Origin of the sequence: Pseudomonas sp. BIGb0558 (genome assembly GCF_024807515.1) — a bacterium.
Classification (GTDB): Bacteria; Pseudomonadota; Gammaproteobacteria; order Pseudomonadales; family Pseudomonadaceae; genus Aquipseudomonas; species Aquipseudomonas yamanorum_A.
Genome location: NZ_JANUEW010000012.1, coordinates 77984 through 93655 on the forward strand (window position 1 = coordinate 77984; position 15672 = coordinate 93655).

Genomic DNA, 15672 nt, shown 5'->3' on the forward strand with positions numbered 1-15672 from the left:
TGAGCCAAGGCCCTTTGATAATGCGCAACCCCGCCGATTCCGTGCCACCCCTGCCCCGCATCCACGCCCTGGACCCACAGGAGGCGGAGCAAAGCTGGGACAGCGCGCCGCAACTGCTGGCGGCGCTCAACGCTGCCCGGCTGGGCGCCTGGAGCTGGGACATCGACACCGGCCGGATAAGCTGGTCCCGGGGCACCCAGGCGTTGTTCGGCTTCGATCCGCGCCAGCCCCTGCCCAAAGACCTGGAATACCTCGACCTGCTGGCCCCTGAGGACCGCGCCAAAGTGGTTCGCGCGTTTCATGCCGTACTCGCGGGCGAGCCGTTCGCCCAGGCCATGCACCACCGCATCCAATGGCCGGATGGCAGCCTGCACTGGCTGGAAATCAACGGCAGCCTGCAGCCGCAAAAGTCCGGTCGCCGACGGATGATCGGGGTGATCCGCGAGATCACCCAGCAGCGCGAACGCGAACACGCCCTCAGCCATTCGGAAAAACGCTTCGCCACACTGTTTCACCTGTGCCCGCTGATGGTGCTCTTGACCCGCCAGGCCGACGGCCTGATCAGCGAAGCCAACCAATACTTCGAAAGCCTGTTCGGCTGGCCGCTGGCTGATGCCATTGGCCGCAGCACCCTGGACCTGGGCCTCTGGGTGCACCCCGAGCAACGCGCACTATTGACTAAGGCCACCCAGCGCAAAGGCACGCCCATCACCATGGAAGTGCAGTTTCGCGCCAGCAACGGGCAAATCCACGATGGCACTCTCAGCGCCCAGAAAGTCGAGCTGGACGGCGAGGACTACCTGATCAGCACCTTCCTCGACACCACCGAACGCAAGAACGCCGAGCAAGCCCTCAAGGACAGCCAGGAGCGCCTGGACCTGGCGCTGGATTCGGCACAGCTGGGCACCTGGGACTGGCACATTCCCAGCGGCATGCTCTACGGCTCGGCCCGCGCCGCCCAATTGCACGGCCTGGAACCCCAACCGTTCCACGAATCCTTCGAGGCCTTTTTTGAAGGCATGCCCAATGAAGAGCGCGAGAACATGCGCAACGCCTACCGCACCCTGCGGGAAGGCCCGGCGGGCAACTACCAACTGACCTACCGCGTGCAACTGGAAGATGGCAGTTCGCGCTACCTGGAGAGCCGCGCCCGCCTCTATCGCGATGAGCTGGGGGCGCCATTGCGCATGGCCGGGACCCTGCTCGACATCACCGACCAGGTGGAACGCGAGCAACGCCTGATCGCCTCGGAAGAAAAATTTGCCAGCCTGTTCCTCGCCAGCCCCGACCCGATTTGCGTCACGCGCCTGGAAACCGGGCAGTTCATCGAGATCAACCCGGCCTTCACCCAGACCTTCGGCTGGACCGCCGCCGAGGTGATCAACAACGACGCCGAACAGATCGGCTTGTGGGATGAGTCCAGCCAGCGCCTGCAGCGCATCGAGCAGGTGATTCGCGAACAAGCCCTGAGCAACGTGGCAATCATCGTCCATCACAAAAACGGTCAGGCGCTGAACTGTGTGATTACCAGCCGCCTGATCCAGGTGGGCGACCAACCGTGCATCGTCACCACCCTGCGGGACATCACCCAACAGCAACGCTCGGAAGCGGCACTCAAGGCCAGCGAGGAGAAATTCGCCAAGGCTTTTCACTCCAGCCCCGACGCAGTGTCAATCACCGAGCGCGACACAGGGCGCTACGTGGAGGTCAACGACGGTTTCTGCCGCCTCACCGGCTACCGTGCCGAAGAAGCGATTGGCCTGACGCTGTACCAGATCGGTATCTGGGCCGACGAAAACCAGCGCGCCGCATTGCTCGCCGAGCTGCAGATCAAGGGCCGCATCCATCATCTGGAAATGCTCTGGCACAACAAGCGTGGTGACGTGCTGGCGGTGGAAGTGTCGGTGGAGCCCATCACCCTCAATGAAACGCCGTGCCTGCTGCTGACCGCGCGGGACGTCAGCCTGCTGAAAAACGCCCAGGCGCAGATTCGCCACCTGGCCTATCACGACCCACTGACCAACCTGCCCAACCGTGCGCTATTGATGGACCGCCTGAGCCAGCAGATCGCCCTGCTCAAGCGCCACAACCTGCGGGGCGCGCTACTGTTTCTCGACCTGGACCACTTCAAGCACATCAACGATTCCCTCGGCCACCCGGTGGGTGACACGGTGCTGAAAATCGTCACTGCACGCCTCGAAGCCAGTGTGCGCATGGAAGACACCGTGGCGCGCCTGGGTGGTGATGAGTTTGTGGTGCTGCTCAGCGGCCTGGAAGGTACGCGCTCGCAAGTCAGTGTCCAGGTCCAGGAACTGGCCGACACCCTACGGGAGCTGTTGTCGGAGCCGATGTTTCTCGACGGCCACCGCTTGCAGGTCACCCCCAGCATCGGCGTGGCACTGATTCCCGATCACGGCTCCACCCCGGCCGATCTGCTCAAGCGCGCCGACATCGCCCTGTACCGGGCCAAGGATTCGGGGCGCAACACCACCCAGATGTTCCATAACAGCATGCAGAAAACCGCCAGCGAGCGCCTGCGCATGGAAACCGACCTGCGCCTGGCCTTGTCTCGCGGTGAATTCAGCGTGCACTACCAGCCGCAGGTGGATGCCCGGGGCAACCGGATCGTCGGCGCCGAGGCCCTGGTGCGCTGGCAGCACCCGCAACTGGGCGCGCAGTCGCCGACTGAATTTATCAAGGTGCTGGAAGACAGCGGGCTGATCCTGGAGGTGGGCACCTGGATCCTCGACGAAGCCTGCGGGACCTTCGCGCAATTGATCGCCGAGGGCCTGGTGGACCCGCTGAACTTCAGCCTGTGCGTCAACATCAGCCCCCGGCAGTTTCGCCAGAACGACTTCGTGGAGCGGGTGGAACGCAGCCTGCGCACTCACCAACTGCCCTTCACGCTGCTGAAGCTGGAAATCACCGAAGGCATCGTGATCCAGAACCTGGACGACACCATCAGCAAAATGCGCCGCCTGAAAAAGCTCGGCGTGAGTTTTGCGATGGATGACTTTGGCACGGGCTATTCATCACTGACCTACCTCAAGCGCCTGCCGGTGGATGCGCTGAAGATCGACCAGTCGTTTGTACGCGATGCGACTCACGACCCTAACGATGCGGAGATTATCCGCGCCATTGTGGCCATGGCCCGTAGCCTGAATCTGGAGGTGATTGCCGAGGGTGTGGAAACCCCTGAACAGCTGGCATTTTTGCAGGGCTTGGGGTGCCATTTGTACCAAGGGTATTTGCACAGTCGACCGCTGCCGATGGAGGGGTTCAGGCAACTGTTGTTGTAGGCCTTAGACCAACTTTACTGCGTAGCCGCTCTTGTTATTCCAGGTCGACGACAGCAGCGATTCTTTATAACCATAAAGGTCGATATCACCGTTGACCACCACGACCGAATGCTGAAAGTTGGCCAAGGTGCCCAATACCCCGCCGGCCAACTCCTGAACGGTGCTCGGCCGTGTATAGGCGTAGAGCCCCAATCGACGGAATCCGTCCCCGGGGAGCTCACCATTGTTGAGGGTCTCCATAGCCGTCTCAAAACTCTGCCCGGCGCGACCCTCATGATTTTCCAACTGCGCCCGCTTGGCGCTCACCGCATATAAAAAATTGGCATCCTTCACCAATACTTTGTCAGTACCGTTGAGGTTGGAATGTTGCTCGGCTTTTTTTAACTCTTCGTGGGTAATGCGCAACTTGAAACCATCTCGCATGACGACTGCGTAACCATCACCGGTTGCGCTGATGCGTTTGTAGATGCCCGCTGGGCTTTGACCCAACTTCATCATCGCGGCTTTCATCGCCGACACCGTCACACAGTTACCTTCCACGCCTTGGTAGAAGCCAGCCCAGATATTCTCGGGTTTGACCCCTACCGGCACACTGGAAACCTGAACCGTGCCCTTGCGGGGATCGACAAGCAACTCATCTGAAAGGGTTTCATCACCAGTAAGCCTGTAGCCATAGCTGTCGCCAAGGCGCTCCCGTGCCTGATAGTTATACCTGACCCCATCCAGCACCAGGGATGCCCCCAGATAACGCGTTTCAGCGAGGCCAACGGTATCCTTACCCCGTAGAAAACTGGAAGGGACGTATTGCATGAAGCCCGTCATGCCCATGCCTTCCAAAGCCCGCTTTGGAAACTCACCAGACAAGGTTTTTGTCAGGGCCTCGTCAAAGCTTGCGTCCGGCCTGAGCTCCAACGCATCCATCTGCTTGCGCTTCACAAAAGTGGCAAATATGAAACTGGCATCCCGTATCGCGCCCTTATCACTGCCACCAAATCTTGATGCCCGGGTTGCGCGCGTTAACTCATCATGAGCCACATGGACTGTAAAACCGTCTTTCATGGTGATGTCATAACCAGTGGTAGACCGCTTTACCTCATCAAATACATCGGCAGGGCTTTGACCAAATTTGAGCATCATCATCTTGATGACAGCGGCGTGGGTACTGACATCAACATTATCGCCAAAGCCGGGTTCTTTGGCAGTGAACGCGTTAACGATGTCTTTAGGTTTTCCGCCGTTTTTTCTCAGAAAAAAATCTGCAGGGGCATCGGGCATCACAGGTTTGGGAGTATCCAACGGTACTTGCTTGTCGGGTATCACTTTTACCGGGGGCTCTGCGTCTGGAGTTACTGTGTTTTTATCGGTAGTTAACACGTCCCGATCGAGAAGCTCTCGCAGCCATCGCACAATCGTATGCAGGGACGTTAATACGTCCGCCCAGGAAACATTTCCAGAATCCCGAACACCTGAAGCATTACTGGCAGGTATAAATTCCTGACTACTCTTGGCCGAAGATGGAACGTGCCACAATTCATTATCTTTTATGTTAATCATCCGAACAGTACCGCTCGACACTGAAAAAACCATATTCCACTCCTTCATGTTTATACTTAACAAGCGATAACAACCAGACCGCATCAAGCCAACCAACAGGCACAGTTACCCTGCCGGAGGAGGTTGACTCGACGCCCCACCGCTGGTGTTGCCCAAAAAACGGAACTCTATTCAGACGTAAGCCACACTAACCGGCTTCATACCAACGCAATGGCATCGCCACGTTTTGGCGCTCCGCCCTTTTTCCCATACAACTCTTCAATACCGTTGATCACCGCCACCGAATGCCCTGTGCGATTGACCATGCCCAGCGTGCCTTTTGCAAGTTCACTCACCGGCACTTTCTTCATATGCTGCTTCAGGCCCAGTCGCAGGAACCCTTCCCCGGCGCCTCTTTCATCTTCACCATCATTGAGACTGCGCACCGCAGCGCTATAACTTCGCTGGGCAGTGCCATCATTATTTTCCATCTGCGCCCGCTTGGCGCTGACCGCAAACAGAAAGTGCGCATCCTTGAGCATCTCCTTGTCGCGCCCGACAAACTTCGACCCACGAATGCCCTCTGCCAACTCCTGACGGCTCAGGGTGAGAGCAAATCCATCGCGCATGGTCACCCGGTAACCCTCTGCGACCTTTTGAACTTCTTTATAGATATCCGTGGGGCTCTGGCCAAACTTCACCATGGCCGCCTTGATGGCCGATATCGTCACGCAATTGCCGTCCGGCCCCTGGCGGAACCCGCCCCAGATATCATCAGCCTTGGCCCCGCCACGCTTGCTGGAAAGATCCGGAAGGTGGCTCGCCCGGGGATCGGGCAGCGGGATGTCCGATTTAGGCAGTACCGGTGTTGTGGGGACAGGTGTTGCATCGAGATTTACTTTGGTGCCCTTGTCCGACAGCACGCTTTGCAACTGCGCAAAAAACTGCGTGAACATCTCAAGCATATTCTTGAGCAACTGCGAACTGTCTGCAGTGTCACGAAAGCCACCTTGCGCTTTATCGCCAAAGGACAAAGCGTTATCGGTCGCAAAGCTAATATTCTTTGGAGCACTCTTCGCTGCCGCTGTTGCAGGTCCCCCAGACTGTAAGTACTCGGGCCTTATAATCGCTGGACTATTAATCACCTTATCAAACATGCACTCACCTCCTGGAACGTGCTCCCCCTGCATTAACGAGCACGGGGAGCTACCGCCTCTAGTTAAACCCTGAAAAAAACCGTGACGAACTTATGCCCTTGTTCGACGACCGTTATCGAACTGCCGGGGGCTGTCGAACCGACTGCGGTTATATTTATTGAATGAGTTGGTCGAGCAGTCTTCCGCAGGCCCGGGAGCAGTCAAATCCGGCTCGGGCGTGGGACGCACGTCTGGCGTTACATCAGGCTGCGGGACTATGGGTGTTTTTTTATCGACTTCAGACTTCACGGGGGGCTGCGGTATGAGTGGAGTTTTGCCATCGTTCCCAGGCTTTACCGGCGACTGTGGCAGCACCAGCGTTTTGGTATCGACTTGCGGCAGGATCGGCAGATTCGGCACTACCAGGGTGTTGGCATCAACACCCGGCTTTACCGGCGAGTGCGGAACCACCGTGGCTCTGCCATCGATTTCTCGTGTCACTGTCGTACGCGGTGCAACTTTCGCCTCGGGATGGGGGCAGTGGCAGTTAGCGACCTGAACGGTCACGTTAATATCATTCATCGGCTTGTTTTGCGGCTCCGCATCCCGCCTTACTTCAGGCAAAGGGCCGGGCATTACTTTCGCCAAACCCCCCAAATCCGCCTGCACTTTAGGCACCGGCGCAGGAGCCACTTTCAACGCAGGGTTGGCCTCTGGTACAACCTTCGGTGCCGGACCTGCCTCGGGTGGGACTTTAGGTAAAGGGACAACCTCAGACATCGGCTTGGGCAAGCTGCCTTGAGTCGCTAACATGTTGCGCATCGCCTTCACGACAGAATCAAACATCTCAAACAACTTCTGCAGCGAGTCTCTGGTCACCGTAACGTTACTGTCTTTTGAACCTGCGTCATGATCACGAACAACTGCATTGGAAAAACTGTTTGGAAGCAAGTTATTGCGAGGCTTATTGACGCCGCCCTGCTCTCGATCCAATGAGCGATAGTCGGGATTCATGGAAACAGAAGTATTAATCGACAGATTAGACATGGACTTATCCTTTTCAAGGCTCCCCTGAACCGGCAAACGGCACGGGAAGTCATGGTCTTCATTTGGATTTAAACAAGTGCGAGTGCGCTCACTCCCTACTTTTGTGGAACCTGAGCCCATTGAGTTCCGATAATCGAGCCTCACATAAGGAAACCATAAGACACGCAGAGACTTTTCCCTATGGACATCCGGCAGAAATTCGTATTCCGCCTCGTCTCGTACGAAAAAAAAACGATATATCACGCAACAGTCAGATCTGCACGCAACCTAATGAAATCACCCGCTTCGAATAACGGAGTGAACTTGTGTTAATTACCGCGCGCGCCATTACCTCGCGCCAACTAATTCAACCTATACGCCTTAAAACTTCTGCATTACTAAAACCGGACGCACATTATTTTTTACACACACGAAGAAATCCTGCGCTACCGAGAGCGGTCCGTGCGCACTGGCAAAAACCCGTCAACTTCAACCACTTTACTCGCACATCGTTTATTTCAGGCACAAAAAAAGAGGCACTCGGAGTGCCCCTTTAATTACGCGATGAAACTTCTATATATATAAACTTAATCTTGCAACGCCAATGCCTCAGGCTGCCTGATCGGGCACTCCCAGCAAGCGCGCGACCTGGTCCAGGTCCGTTTCACGACGCATCGCCGTGAACAGCTCCACCGCTTCAGGATAATTGCGTGTCAGCATCGCCAGCCATTGCTTCAAACGACCGGGCGCCTGGCGCTCGGTGAGTTGTTCCACCGACTGGCGCCAGAACTCATGCAGCATCGGCTGCATCTCGGCCCAGGTCATCTCCACCACTTCTTCGCCGGCACGCGCCGCCGTAATCTGCCGGGCAAGGTCAGGGCGCGCCACCAGGCCGCGACCGAGCATGATGTCTTCCACACCACTGATTTCCCGGCAACGCCGCCAGTCTTCAACGCTCCAGATATCACCGTTGGCGAACACCGGCACCTTGACCACTTCCTGCACACGCGGGATCCACTCCCAATGGGCCGGCGGCTTGTAGCCGTCGACCTTGGTGCGCGCATGCACGACGATATGCGCCGCGCCGCCTTCGGCCAGGGCCGTGGCGCACACCAGCGCACCGTCCGGGCTGTCGAAACCCAGGCGCATCTTCGCGGTAACAGGAATATGCGCCGGCACCGCGCGCCGCACGTGCTCGACGATCTGGTTGAGCAGCTCCGGCTCCTTGAGCAGCACCGCACCACCACGGGACTTGTTGACGGTCTTGGCCGGGCAACCGAAGTTCAGGTCGACCACTTGCGAGCCCAACTCACAGGCCAGGGCGGCGTTTTCCGCCAGGCACACCGGGTCCGACCCCAGCAATTGCACGCGCAGGGGCACGCCGGCAGCGGTCTTGGCACCGTGCAGCAACTCGGGGGCGAGTTTGTGGAAGTAGGCAGGCGTCAGCAGGCGGTCGTTGACCCGAATGAACTCGGTCACGCACCAATCAATACCGCCGACCCGGGTCAGCACGTCCCGCAGGATGTTGTCGACCAACCCCTCCATGGGCGCCAAAGCAATTTGCATGGAAAACACTCAACGAAAAACGTGGCGCAGTTTACTGGTTTCAGACGCCAGCAGGTAATTCGCCTTGCAGTGCAGGGCCGTAACCCTCAAGAAATTCCGACGGCATGCGCTTGGGCTTGCCGCTGGACAGTTCGATGCAGACAAAGGTGGTTTGCGCCCGCAGCAAGGTGGCGCCGTCACGCGGGCGCACCAGCTGGAAGCGTCGGGTCATTTTCAGGCGCTGATCCCAGTCGACGATCCAGGTCGCCAACTGCAGCTCGTCGCCTTCGTAGCCGGCGGCGAGGTAATCGATCTCATGGCGCACCACGGCCATGGCGCGATCCAGCCCGCGGTACTCGGTCAAGTCCAGCCCCAGGCGCTGGGAATGGCGCCAGGCGCAGCGTTCCAGCCAGGACACGTACACGGCGTTGTTGGCGTGTCCAAGGCCGTCGATGTCTTCGGTACCGACCTGAAGATCGATGATAAACGGCGTTGCCAAGTCCCAGCCCATGCGGTGCTCCCGGTCGATTAATGTCGGCGGCGAGCAGTGTAACCCATGGTTCAGGCGGTTTGGCGCTCCGGCACGTGGCGGCCGGCCAGCAGCGTCAGTACGCCTTCGATCACACGCGGGTCTGCCAGCACCTTCTGGTGCCCGCCCTGCTCCAGCCGCAACAGGCGGCTGTCGAACCAGGCGTCATGGATGACCTGGCAGGCTTTGACCGAGACGAAGGTATCGTCTTCGGCATGCACGATCAGGCCCGGGATATTCATTTGATAGTGAGCGACGTCGAGGTGCTTGAGGGGCATGCCCATCGTCAGCTCCACCTCCTGGATAAACGCCGAACGCGCTCGCGCCGGCAGACCGACCATGCCGGCAAAACCGCGCAATACGTCGAGGAACCGCGAAGGCGCGGCGATGCTGACCAACGCCTCGGTGCGCAACCCCAACTGGACCGCCAGCATCGCACTGGCACCGCCCATGGAGTGACCGACAACGGCATGCAACGGTGGCAGCTCGGCCGCCGCTTCCAGCATGGCACGAGCGAAGAGCAGCACATGGGCTTCGCGCCCCGGTGAGCGGCCGTGGGCCGGGCCATCCAGGGCAACCACCGAATAACCCGCCGCCACTAACGCAGTGATCAGGCTGGCGAATTGCGTTGGGCGCCCTTCCCAGCCGTGCATCAACAGCACTGCCGGGCCCTGGCCCCACTTCAGCGCCGACAGGCCGAAACGCAACGTGATGCGCTCCGACTGCGCCAGCAGCGGCAACTCCCAGTCACGGGGCGGCAGATCCCGAGGCGTCATGAACACCCGACGCATCTTGCTGGCCACCGTTTGCGGCGCCAGCCGGCCCAAGGTGCCATTGACGCCACGAATCCACTTCAACGTGCTCATCGCTCATTCCTCAGGCCAGAAGCCGTTCTTAACGCACCGCGGACTTGGCCGCACGCAACACACGATCCGACAACTCACCCGGGCCCAGGGCGCGGGCCAGCGACAAGCCACCGATCATCAGTGCCATGTCGGCCAGCGCCTTGTCGGTGTCTTCGGGGCTGGCGGCCAGCTGTGCAGCCATCAGTTCGCAGTGTTCGTTCAAGGCTTGGCGGAACTCGTCCGGCAAGCGGCTCATCTCGCCTACCGTGGCCGGGATCGGGCACGCGTGGGACGTGGAGTCGCGGTGCTTGCGCGACAGGTAGAACGCCGCCACCAGGGCGCGACGTTCCTCGCCGGTCAGCGTCGAGTCCATGTCTTCAACCGCGGCGCGACGTCGGGCCAGCAACTCGGTGAAGGCCTCCAGCATCAGCGCGTCCTTGCTTTCAAAGTGCGCGTAGAAACCACCGACGGTGAGCCCCGCCGCGCCCATCACTTCGCCAACACTGGGCTCGGCCGGGCCACGCTGGATCAAGGCGGCGCCAGCTGCTTGCAGAATACGTTCGCGGGTTTGTGCTTTTTTATCGTTCATCGTTGCCTCCGAATCTCATGCCTCGAATATTATTACCATAATAATATTTCGCAAGCCACCGGCATGACCATTGGTCAGAAGAACATGTGAGGGAGAGGAAGGAAGATTGGCCAAACGCCAGACAAACAAAAGGGCCATTCAATAATTGAATGACCCTTAAAAATCCCGCAGAGCGGGTAATCGTGGCGTCCCCTAGGGGACTCGAACCCCTGTTACCGCCGTGAAAGGGCGGTGTCCTAGGCCACTAGACGAAGGGGACACAAACCTTCTGTACAACTGATCAGCGCTGAGAACTGATCTGATTCAAGGACGGTGTGGCCAGACCTTGAACCTGTAAATTGGTGGAGCTAAACGGGATCGAACCGTTGACCTCTTGCATGCCATGCAAGCGCTCTCCCAGCTGAGCTATAGCCCCGGATTTTTCGCCTCGCGGCGCAGCAGACCTTTCGAGCTGCTTGTTGAAACTGGCGTCCCCTAGGGGACTCGAACCCCTGTTACCGCCGTGAAAGGGCGGTGTCCTAGGCCACTAGACGAAGGGGACACAAACCTTCTATACAACGTGATCAGGCTGAGTCTGATCGAATTCAAGGACGGTGTGGCCAGACCTTGAACCTGTAAATTGGTGGAGCTAAACGGGATCGAACCGTTGACCTCTTGCATGCCATGCAAGCGCTCTCCCAGCTGAGCTATAGCCCCTCGTCGGTGAGGACGGGGCGAATCTTAATGGCGTATTCGAAACGTGTCAAATTTATTTTCAACAATTTTCAAAATTTTTTGCCGAGATAACAATCACTTACCGAGCAAACCCCGGAAAACCGGGGTTTGGCCGTTACAACAGCGGGCTTAGGCGATAGCGCCCAGCAGCTTTTCCCATTCCTTGTTTTCTTTCTTCGACACACCACCAAGCAAATCAAGGGCTTGGCGCAGACGGAAACGCGTCAGGTCCGGGCCCAGAATTTCCATCGCATCGAGTACCGACACCGAACTGGCGTGCCCGGTGATCGCGGCAAACATCAGCGGCATGGCGTCGCGCAGTTTCAATTCCAGGGATTCAACCACCGCCTGGATGGTCGCGGTGATTGCATCCTTCTCCCACTGGCGCAGGCTTTCGAGCTTCCACAGGATCAACTGCATCAACTGGCGAACCTGATCGCCCGACAGCTTCTTCGACTCAAACAGCTTCACATCGGGGTTCACGCCACCGGCAAAGAAGAAACTCGCCAACGGTGCCACCTGGCTGAAGGTCTCTACCCTGCCCTGCACCAGCGGCGCGATCTTCATCATGTACTCGGGGTTCAACGCCCACTGCTGCACACGGCTGGCGAACTCTTCCACCGGCAGGTCACGCAGCCACTGGCCGTTGAGCCACGACAGCTTCTCGATGTCGAAGATCGGCCCGCCGAGGGACACGCGGGACAAGTCGAAGTTATCGACCATTTCCTGCAGCGAGAACTTCTCGCGCTCGTCCGGCATCGACCAGCCCATGCGGCCCAGGTAGTTGAGCATCGCTTCCGGCATGAAGCCCATGCGCTCGTAGAACGTCACCGAGGTCGGGTTCTTGCGCTTGGACAGCTTGCTCTTGTCCGGGTTACGCAGCAGCGGCATGTAGCACAGCTGCGGCTGTTCCCAGCCGAAGTATTCGTAGAGCAGGATCAGTTTCGGCGCCGACGGCAGCCACTCTTCGCCACGCAGTACGTGGGTGATGCCCATCAGGTGATCGTCCACCACGTTGGCCAGGAAGTACGTCGGCAGGCCGTCGGTCTTCATCAGCACTTGCATGTCCATGCGGTCCCACGGGATCTCGACGTCGCCGCGCAGCATGTCCGGCACCACGCACACGCCTTCGCTCGGCACTTTCATGCGGATAACGTGCGGCTCGCCGGCGGCCAGGCGCTGGGCCACTTCTTCTTTCGACAGCAGCAGCGCGCGGCCGTCATAGCGCGGAGTTTCGCCACGGGCCTGTTGCTCGGCGCGCATCTGGTCCAGCTCTTCTGCGGTGCAGAAGCACGGGAACGCGTGGCCCATGTCCACCAACTGCTGGGTGTACTTTTTGTAGATGTCGCTGCGCTCGCTCTGGCGATACGGGCCGTGGGGGCCGCCGACGTCCGGGCCTTCAGCCCAGGTAATGCCCAACCAGCGCAGGGCATCGAAAATCTGCTGTTCCGACTCACGGGTGGAGCGCAGTTGATCGGTGTCTTCGATCCGCAGGATGAATTCACCGCCGTGCTGCTTGGCAAAGCAGTAGTTGAACAAGGCGATGTAAGCAGTACCTACGTGGGGATCCCCAGTAGGCGATGGCGCGATGCGCGTGCGGACGGTGGTCATGGCGGGTCTCGAATTGGCGATAAAACTGAAAATGAAACAAGGGGCGAATGGTAACAGCCCCAAGCCCTTGGGCTCCAGCGTGGGGAGGCGAACAAAGGGCATATGAGACAAGCTCCGGTCTCAAGACTCGACATGGCTATTTGCCAGAGCGTTCGCTGGCTATATTCCATTACCTTTTGTTACCGACATGATCGCCATGCCTGCCCCGCTCAAACGCCGCCTGTTTATCTTCCTGTTTATCGTGATCCTGATCGCCGCGGGCTTTTTCGCCCAGTGGTTCTTCAAGGGCCGCTTTTATGAAAGCACCGACAACGCCTACGTCCAGGGCGAGATCACCCGCGTCTCCAGCCAACTCGGCGCGCGGATCGTCGAGGTGCTGGTGGGCGACAACGAACACGTGGAAAAGGGCCAGTTGCTGGTCAAGCTCGAAGGCGACGACTTCCACCTCGCCGTCGACCGCGCCAACGCCGCCCTGGCCATGCGCGAGGCCGAGCGCGTGCAGGCCCAGAGCAAACTCACCCAACAAGCCAGCCTGATCGCCGCCGGTGCAGCCAAGGTGTCCTCCAGCCAGGCCACCCTCGGCCGCTCGCAGATCGACCTGAACCGCGCGCAAACCCTGCGCAAGCCCGGCTACGTGTCGGAAGAACGGGTGACCACCCTCGACGCCGACAACCATATCGCTCGTTCCCAGGTGACCATGGCCCAGGCCGACCTGCAGGGCCAGCGCCAGCAGGTCAACGCCCTGAACGCCGAGATCAAGCGCCTCGACGCCATGATCGCCAACGCCAAAACCGACCTGGCCCAGGCCGAACTGAACCTGACCCGCAGCGAAATCCACGCGCCCATCAGCGGCCTGATCGGCCAGCGGGCCGCGCGTAACGGGCAATACGTGCAGGCCGGCGCCTACCTGCTGTCGATCGTCCCCGATCAGGACATCTGGGTGCAGGCCAACTTCAAGGAAACCCAGATCGGCCACATGCAGCCCGGGCAAAAGGCCGAGCTGACCTTTGATGCCTACGGCGACACCCCGATCGAAGGCCGCGTCGCCAACCTGTTCGGCGCCTCCGGCGCGCAGTTCAGCCTGCTGCCGCCGGACAATGCCACGGGCAACTTCACCAAGGTCGTACAACGGATTCCGGTAAAACTGACCTTCGCCGCCGACAACCCGCTGCAAGGCAAAATCCGCCCGGGCATGTCGGTGACGGTCAAAGTGAACATCCAAGACCCGCACGATGGCCGGTGATCAACTGCTGGCCCCGGTCGGCGAGCCGAGCCGGCGCGACTGGATAGCCGTGATGAGCGTGATGCTCGGCGCATTCATGGCGGTGCTCGACATCCAGATCACCAACTCCTCCCTCAAGGACATCCAGGGCGCGCTGTCGGCCACCCTGGAAGAAGGCTCGTGGATTTCCACCTCCTACCTTGTGGCCGAAATCATCATGATCCCCCTCACCGCCTGGCTGGTGCAGCTGTTGTCGGCGCGTCGGCTGGCGGTGTGGGTATCCGGCGGGTTCCTGATCGCCTCACTGATGTGCTCCATGGCCTGGAGCCTGGAAAGCATGATCGTGTTCCGCGCCTTGCAGGGCTTTACCGGCGGCGCGCTGATCCCGCTGGCGTTCACCCTCACGCTGATCAAGCTGCCCGAACATCACCGCGCCAAAGGCATGGCCATGTTCGCCATGACCGCCACCTTCGCGCCGTCCATCGGGCCCACCATTGGCGGCTGGCTGACCGAGAACTGGGGTTGGGAATACATCTTCTACATCAACATCCCGCCGGGCCTGATCATGATCGCCGGCCTGCTGTACGGGCTGGAGAAAAAGGATTCCAACTGGGACCTGCTCAAAAGCACCGACTACCTCGGCATCGTCACCATGGCCGTGGGCCTCGGGTGTTTGCAGGTGTTCCTGGAGGAAGGCCATCGCAAGGACTGGCTGGAGTCGAGCCTGATTGTCAGCCTGGGCACCGTCGCCCTGCTGAGCCTGATCACCTTTGTGATCGTGCAGATGTCCAAGCCCAACCCGCTGATCAACCTGCGCATCCTCGGCAATCGCAACTTCGGGCTGTCGAGCATTTCGAGCCTGGGGATGGGCGTGGGGTTATACGGCTCGATTTACCTGCTGCCGCTGTACCTGGCGCAAATCCAGAACTACAACGCGCTGCAAATCGGCGAAGTGATCATGTGGATGGGGGTTCCGCAGTTGTTCCTGATTCCGCTGGTGCCCAAGCTGATGAAATACGTCTCGCCCAAGTGGCTATGCACCCTGGGGTTCGGGCTGTTCGGGTTGGCGAGTTTTTCGTCGGGGGTGCTCAACCCGGACTTTGCCGGCGACCAGTTCAACCGGATCCAGATCATCCGCGCGCTGGGGCAGCCGTTGATCATGGTGACCATCTCGTTGATTGCCACGGCATACATCATGCCGAAAGACGCGGGGTCGGCGTCGAGCCTGTTTAATATCCTGCGAAATCTGGGTGGGGCGATCGGGATCGCATTGCTGGCGACGCTGCTGGATGCGCGCACCAAGACGTACTTTGATTATCTGCGGGAGGCGATTGTGCCGACCAATCCGCAGGTGGCGGAACGGATGGCGACGTTGACCGAGAAGTTTGGCAACGAGACGGCGGCGTTGGGGAAGTTGAGTGAGATTGCCCATCAGCAGGCGCAGATCATGGCCTATAACGATGCGTTTCACTTTGTGGGGTTGGCGCTGGGGATCAGCATGGTGGCGATCTTGTTGACCAAGGCGTTACCGGCGGGGCTTAAGGCTGGGGAGTCTCATTAGACCGAGGTGCCGCCATCGCAGGCAAGCCAGCTCCCACAGTAGACCGAGTTGTTCAGAAGAAC

General features: G+C 59.3%; 11 protein-coding genes and 4 tRNA genes. 3 read left to right on the plus strand and 12 right to left on the minus strand.

The genetic code is table 11. From position 1 onward, the window contains the following. The first annotated feature begins 20 nt into the window (after window positions 1-20). Entirely contained in the window at window positions 21-3299 is a 3279-nt protein-coding gene (locus M2400_RS16505; protein WP_259197316.1) for an EAL domain-containing protein, read from the plus strand. Between the two features lie 3 nt (window positions 3300-3302). On the opposite strand, the gene M2400_RS16510 is transcribed toward M2400_RS16505, so the two are convergent. The 12 genes from M2400_RS16510 to gltX form a co-directional block, all read right to left on the minus strand. Beyond that, entirely contained in the window at window positions 3303-4886 is a 1584-nt protein-coding gene (locus M2400_RS16510; RefSeq protein ID WP_259197315.1) for a hypothetical protein, read from the minus strand. Window positions 4887-5050: 164 nt separating this feature from the next. Beyond that, window positions 5051-5989, minus strand: coding sequence for a hypothetical protein (locus M2400_RS16515; protein WP_259227775.1), 939 nt, complete (start codon window positions 5987-5989; stop codon window positions 5051-5053). 90 nt (window positions 5990-6079) lie between these two features. Further along, the gene (locus M2400_RS16520) at window positions 6080-7015 is read right to left on the minus strand and encodes a hypothetical protein (protein ID WP_259197314.1); all 936 of its coding nucleotides are present in this window, start codon (window positions 7013-7015) and stop codon (window positions 6080-6082) included. 588 nt (window positions 7016-7603) lie between these two features. Beyond that, window positions 7604-8560, minus strand: coding sequence for a tRNA-dihydrouridine synthase (locus tag M2400_RS16525; protein ID WP_177043957.1), 957 nt, complete (start codon window positions 8558-8560; stop codon window positions 7604-7606). A gap of 40 nt (window positions 8561-8600) precedes the next feature. Next, window positions 8601-9050 (minus strand): thioesterase family protein, encoded by a 450-nt coding sequence (locus tag M2400_RS16530; protein WP_259197313.1) that lies wholly within the window; start codon window positions 9048-9050, stop codon window positions 8601-8603. 50 nt (window positions 9051-9100) lie between these two features. After that, on the minus strand, window positions 9101-9934 hold the full coding sequence (locus tag M2400_RS16535) for an alpha/beta hydrolase (protein WP_259197312.1): 834 nt from the start codon (window positions 9932-9934) through the stop codon (window positions 9101-9103). Window positions 9935-9962: 28 nt separating this feature from the next. Further along, window positions 9963-10502: a TetR/AcrR family transcriptional regulator gene (locus M2400_RS16540; RefSeq protein WP_177043959.1), complete on the minus strand. Its 540-nt coding sequence runs from the start codon at window positions 10500-10502 to the stop codon at window positions 9963-9965. Window positions 10503-10685: 183 nt separating this feature from the next. Further along, window positions 10686-10761: transfer RNA gene (locus M2400_RS16545), tRNA-Glu, on the minus strand. 80 nt (window positions 10762-10841) lie between these two features. Next, a tRNA-Ala gene (locus tag M2400_RS16550) sits at window positions 10842-10917 on the minus strand. A 50-nt stretch (window positions 10918-10967) separates the two neighbouring features. Next, a tRNA-Glu gene (locus M2400_RS16555) sits at window positions 10968-11043 on the minus strand. 79 nt (window positions 11044-11122) lie between these two features. Further along, window positions 11123-11198: transfer RNA gene (locus tag M2400_RS16560), tRNA-Ala, on the minus strand. A 147-nt stretch (window positions 11199-11345) separates the two neighbouring features. Continuing rightward, window positions 11346-12827, minus strand: coding sequence for a glutamate--tRNA ligase (gltX, locus tag M2400_RS16565; RefSeq protein ID WP_177043960.1), 1482 nt, complete (start codon window positions 12825-12827; stop codon window positions 11346-11348). 196 nt (window positions 12828-13023) lie between these two features. Between gltX and M2400_RS16570 the strand changes: the two genes are divergently transcribed. Further along, a complete protein-coding gene (locus M2400_RS16570; RefSeq protein WP_177043961.1) occupies window positions 13024-14070 on the plus strand; it encodes an HlyD family secretion protein in 1047 nt (348 codons plus the stop codon). A gap of 49 nt (window positions 14071-14119) precedes the next feature. Further along, window positions 14120-15610, plus strand: coding sequence for an MDR family MFS transporter (locus tag M2400_RS16575; protein ID WP_177044043.1), 1491 nt, complete (start codon window positions 14120-14122; stop codon window positions 15608-15610). Window positions 15611-15672: the final 62 nt, after the last annotated feature.

Bases quoted from the DNA above. Each gene is read 5' to 3' on its own strand.
- M2400_RS16510 (WP_259197315.1), bottom strand. From the start codon at position 4,886: ATGGTTTTTTCAGTGTCGAGCGGTACTGTTCGGATGATTAACATAAAA.
- M2400_RS16570 (WP_177043961.1), top strand. From the start codon at position 13,024: ATGCCTGCCCCGCTCAAACGCCGCCTGTTTATCTTCCTGTTTATCGTG.
- M2400_RS16530 (WP_259197313.1), bottom strand. From the start codon at position 9,050: ATGGGCTGGGACTTGGCAACGCCGTTTATCATCGATCTTCAGGTCGGT.
- M2400_RS16535 (WP_259197312.1), bottom strand. From the start codon at position 9,934: ATGAGCACGTTGAAGTGGATTCGTGGCGTCAATGGCACCTTGGGCCGG.
- M2400_RS16505 (WP_259197316.1), top strand. From the start codon at position 21: ATGCGCAACCCCGCCGATTCCGTGCCACCCCTGCCCCGCATCCACGCC.
- M2400_RS16540 (WP_177043959.1), bottom strand. From the start codon at position 10,502: ATGAACGATAAAAAAGCACAAACCCGCGAACGTATTCTGCAAGCAGCT.
- M2400_RS16520 (WP_259197314.1), bottom strand. From the start codon at position 7,015: ATGTCTAATCTGTCGATTAATACTTCTGTTTCCATGAATCCCGACTAT.
- gltX (WP_177043960.1), bottom strand. From the start codon at position 12,827: ATGACCACCGTCCGCACGCGCATCGCGCCATCGCCTACTGGGGATCCC.
- M2400_RS16515 (WP_259227775.1), bottom strand. From the start codon at position 5,989: ATGTTTGATAAGGTGATTAATAGTCCAGCGATTATAAGGCCCGAGTAC.
- M2400_RS16525 (WP_177043957.1), bottom strand. From the start codon at position 8,560: ATGCAAATTGCTTTGGCGCCCATGGAGGGGTTGGTCGACAACATCCTG.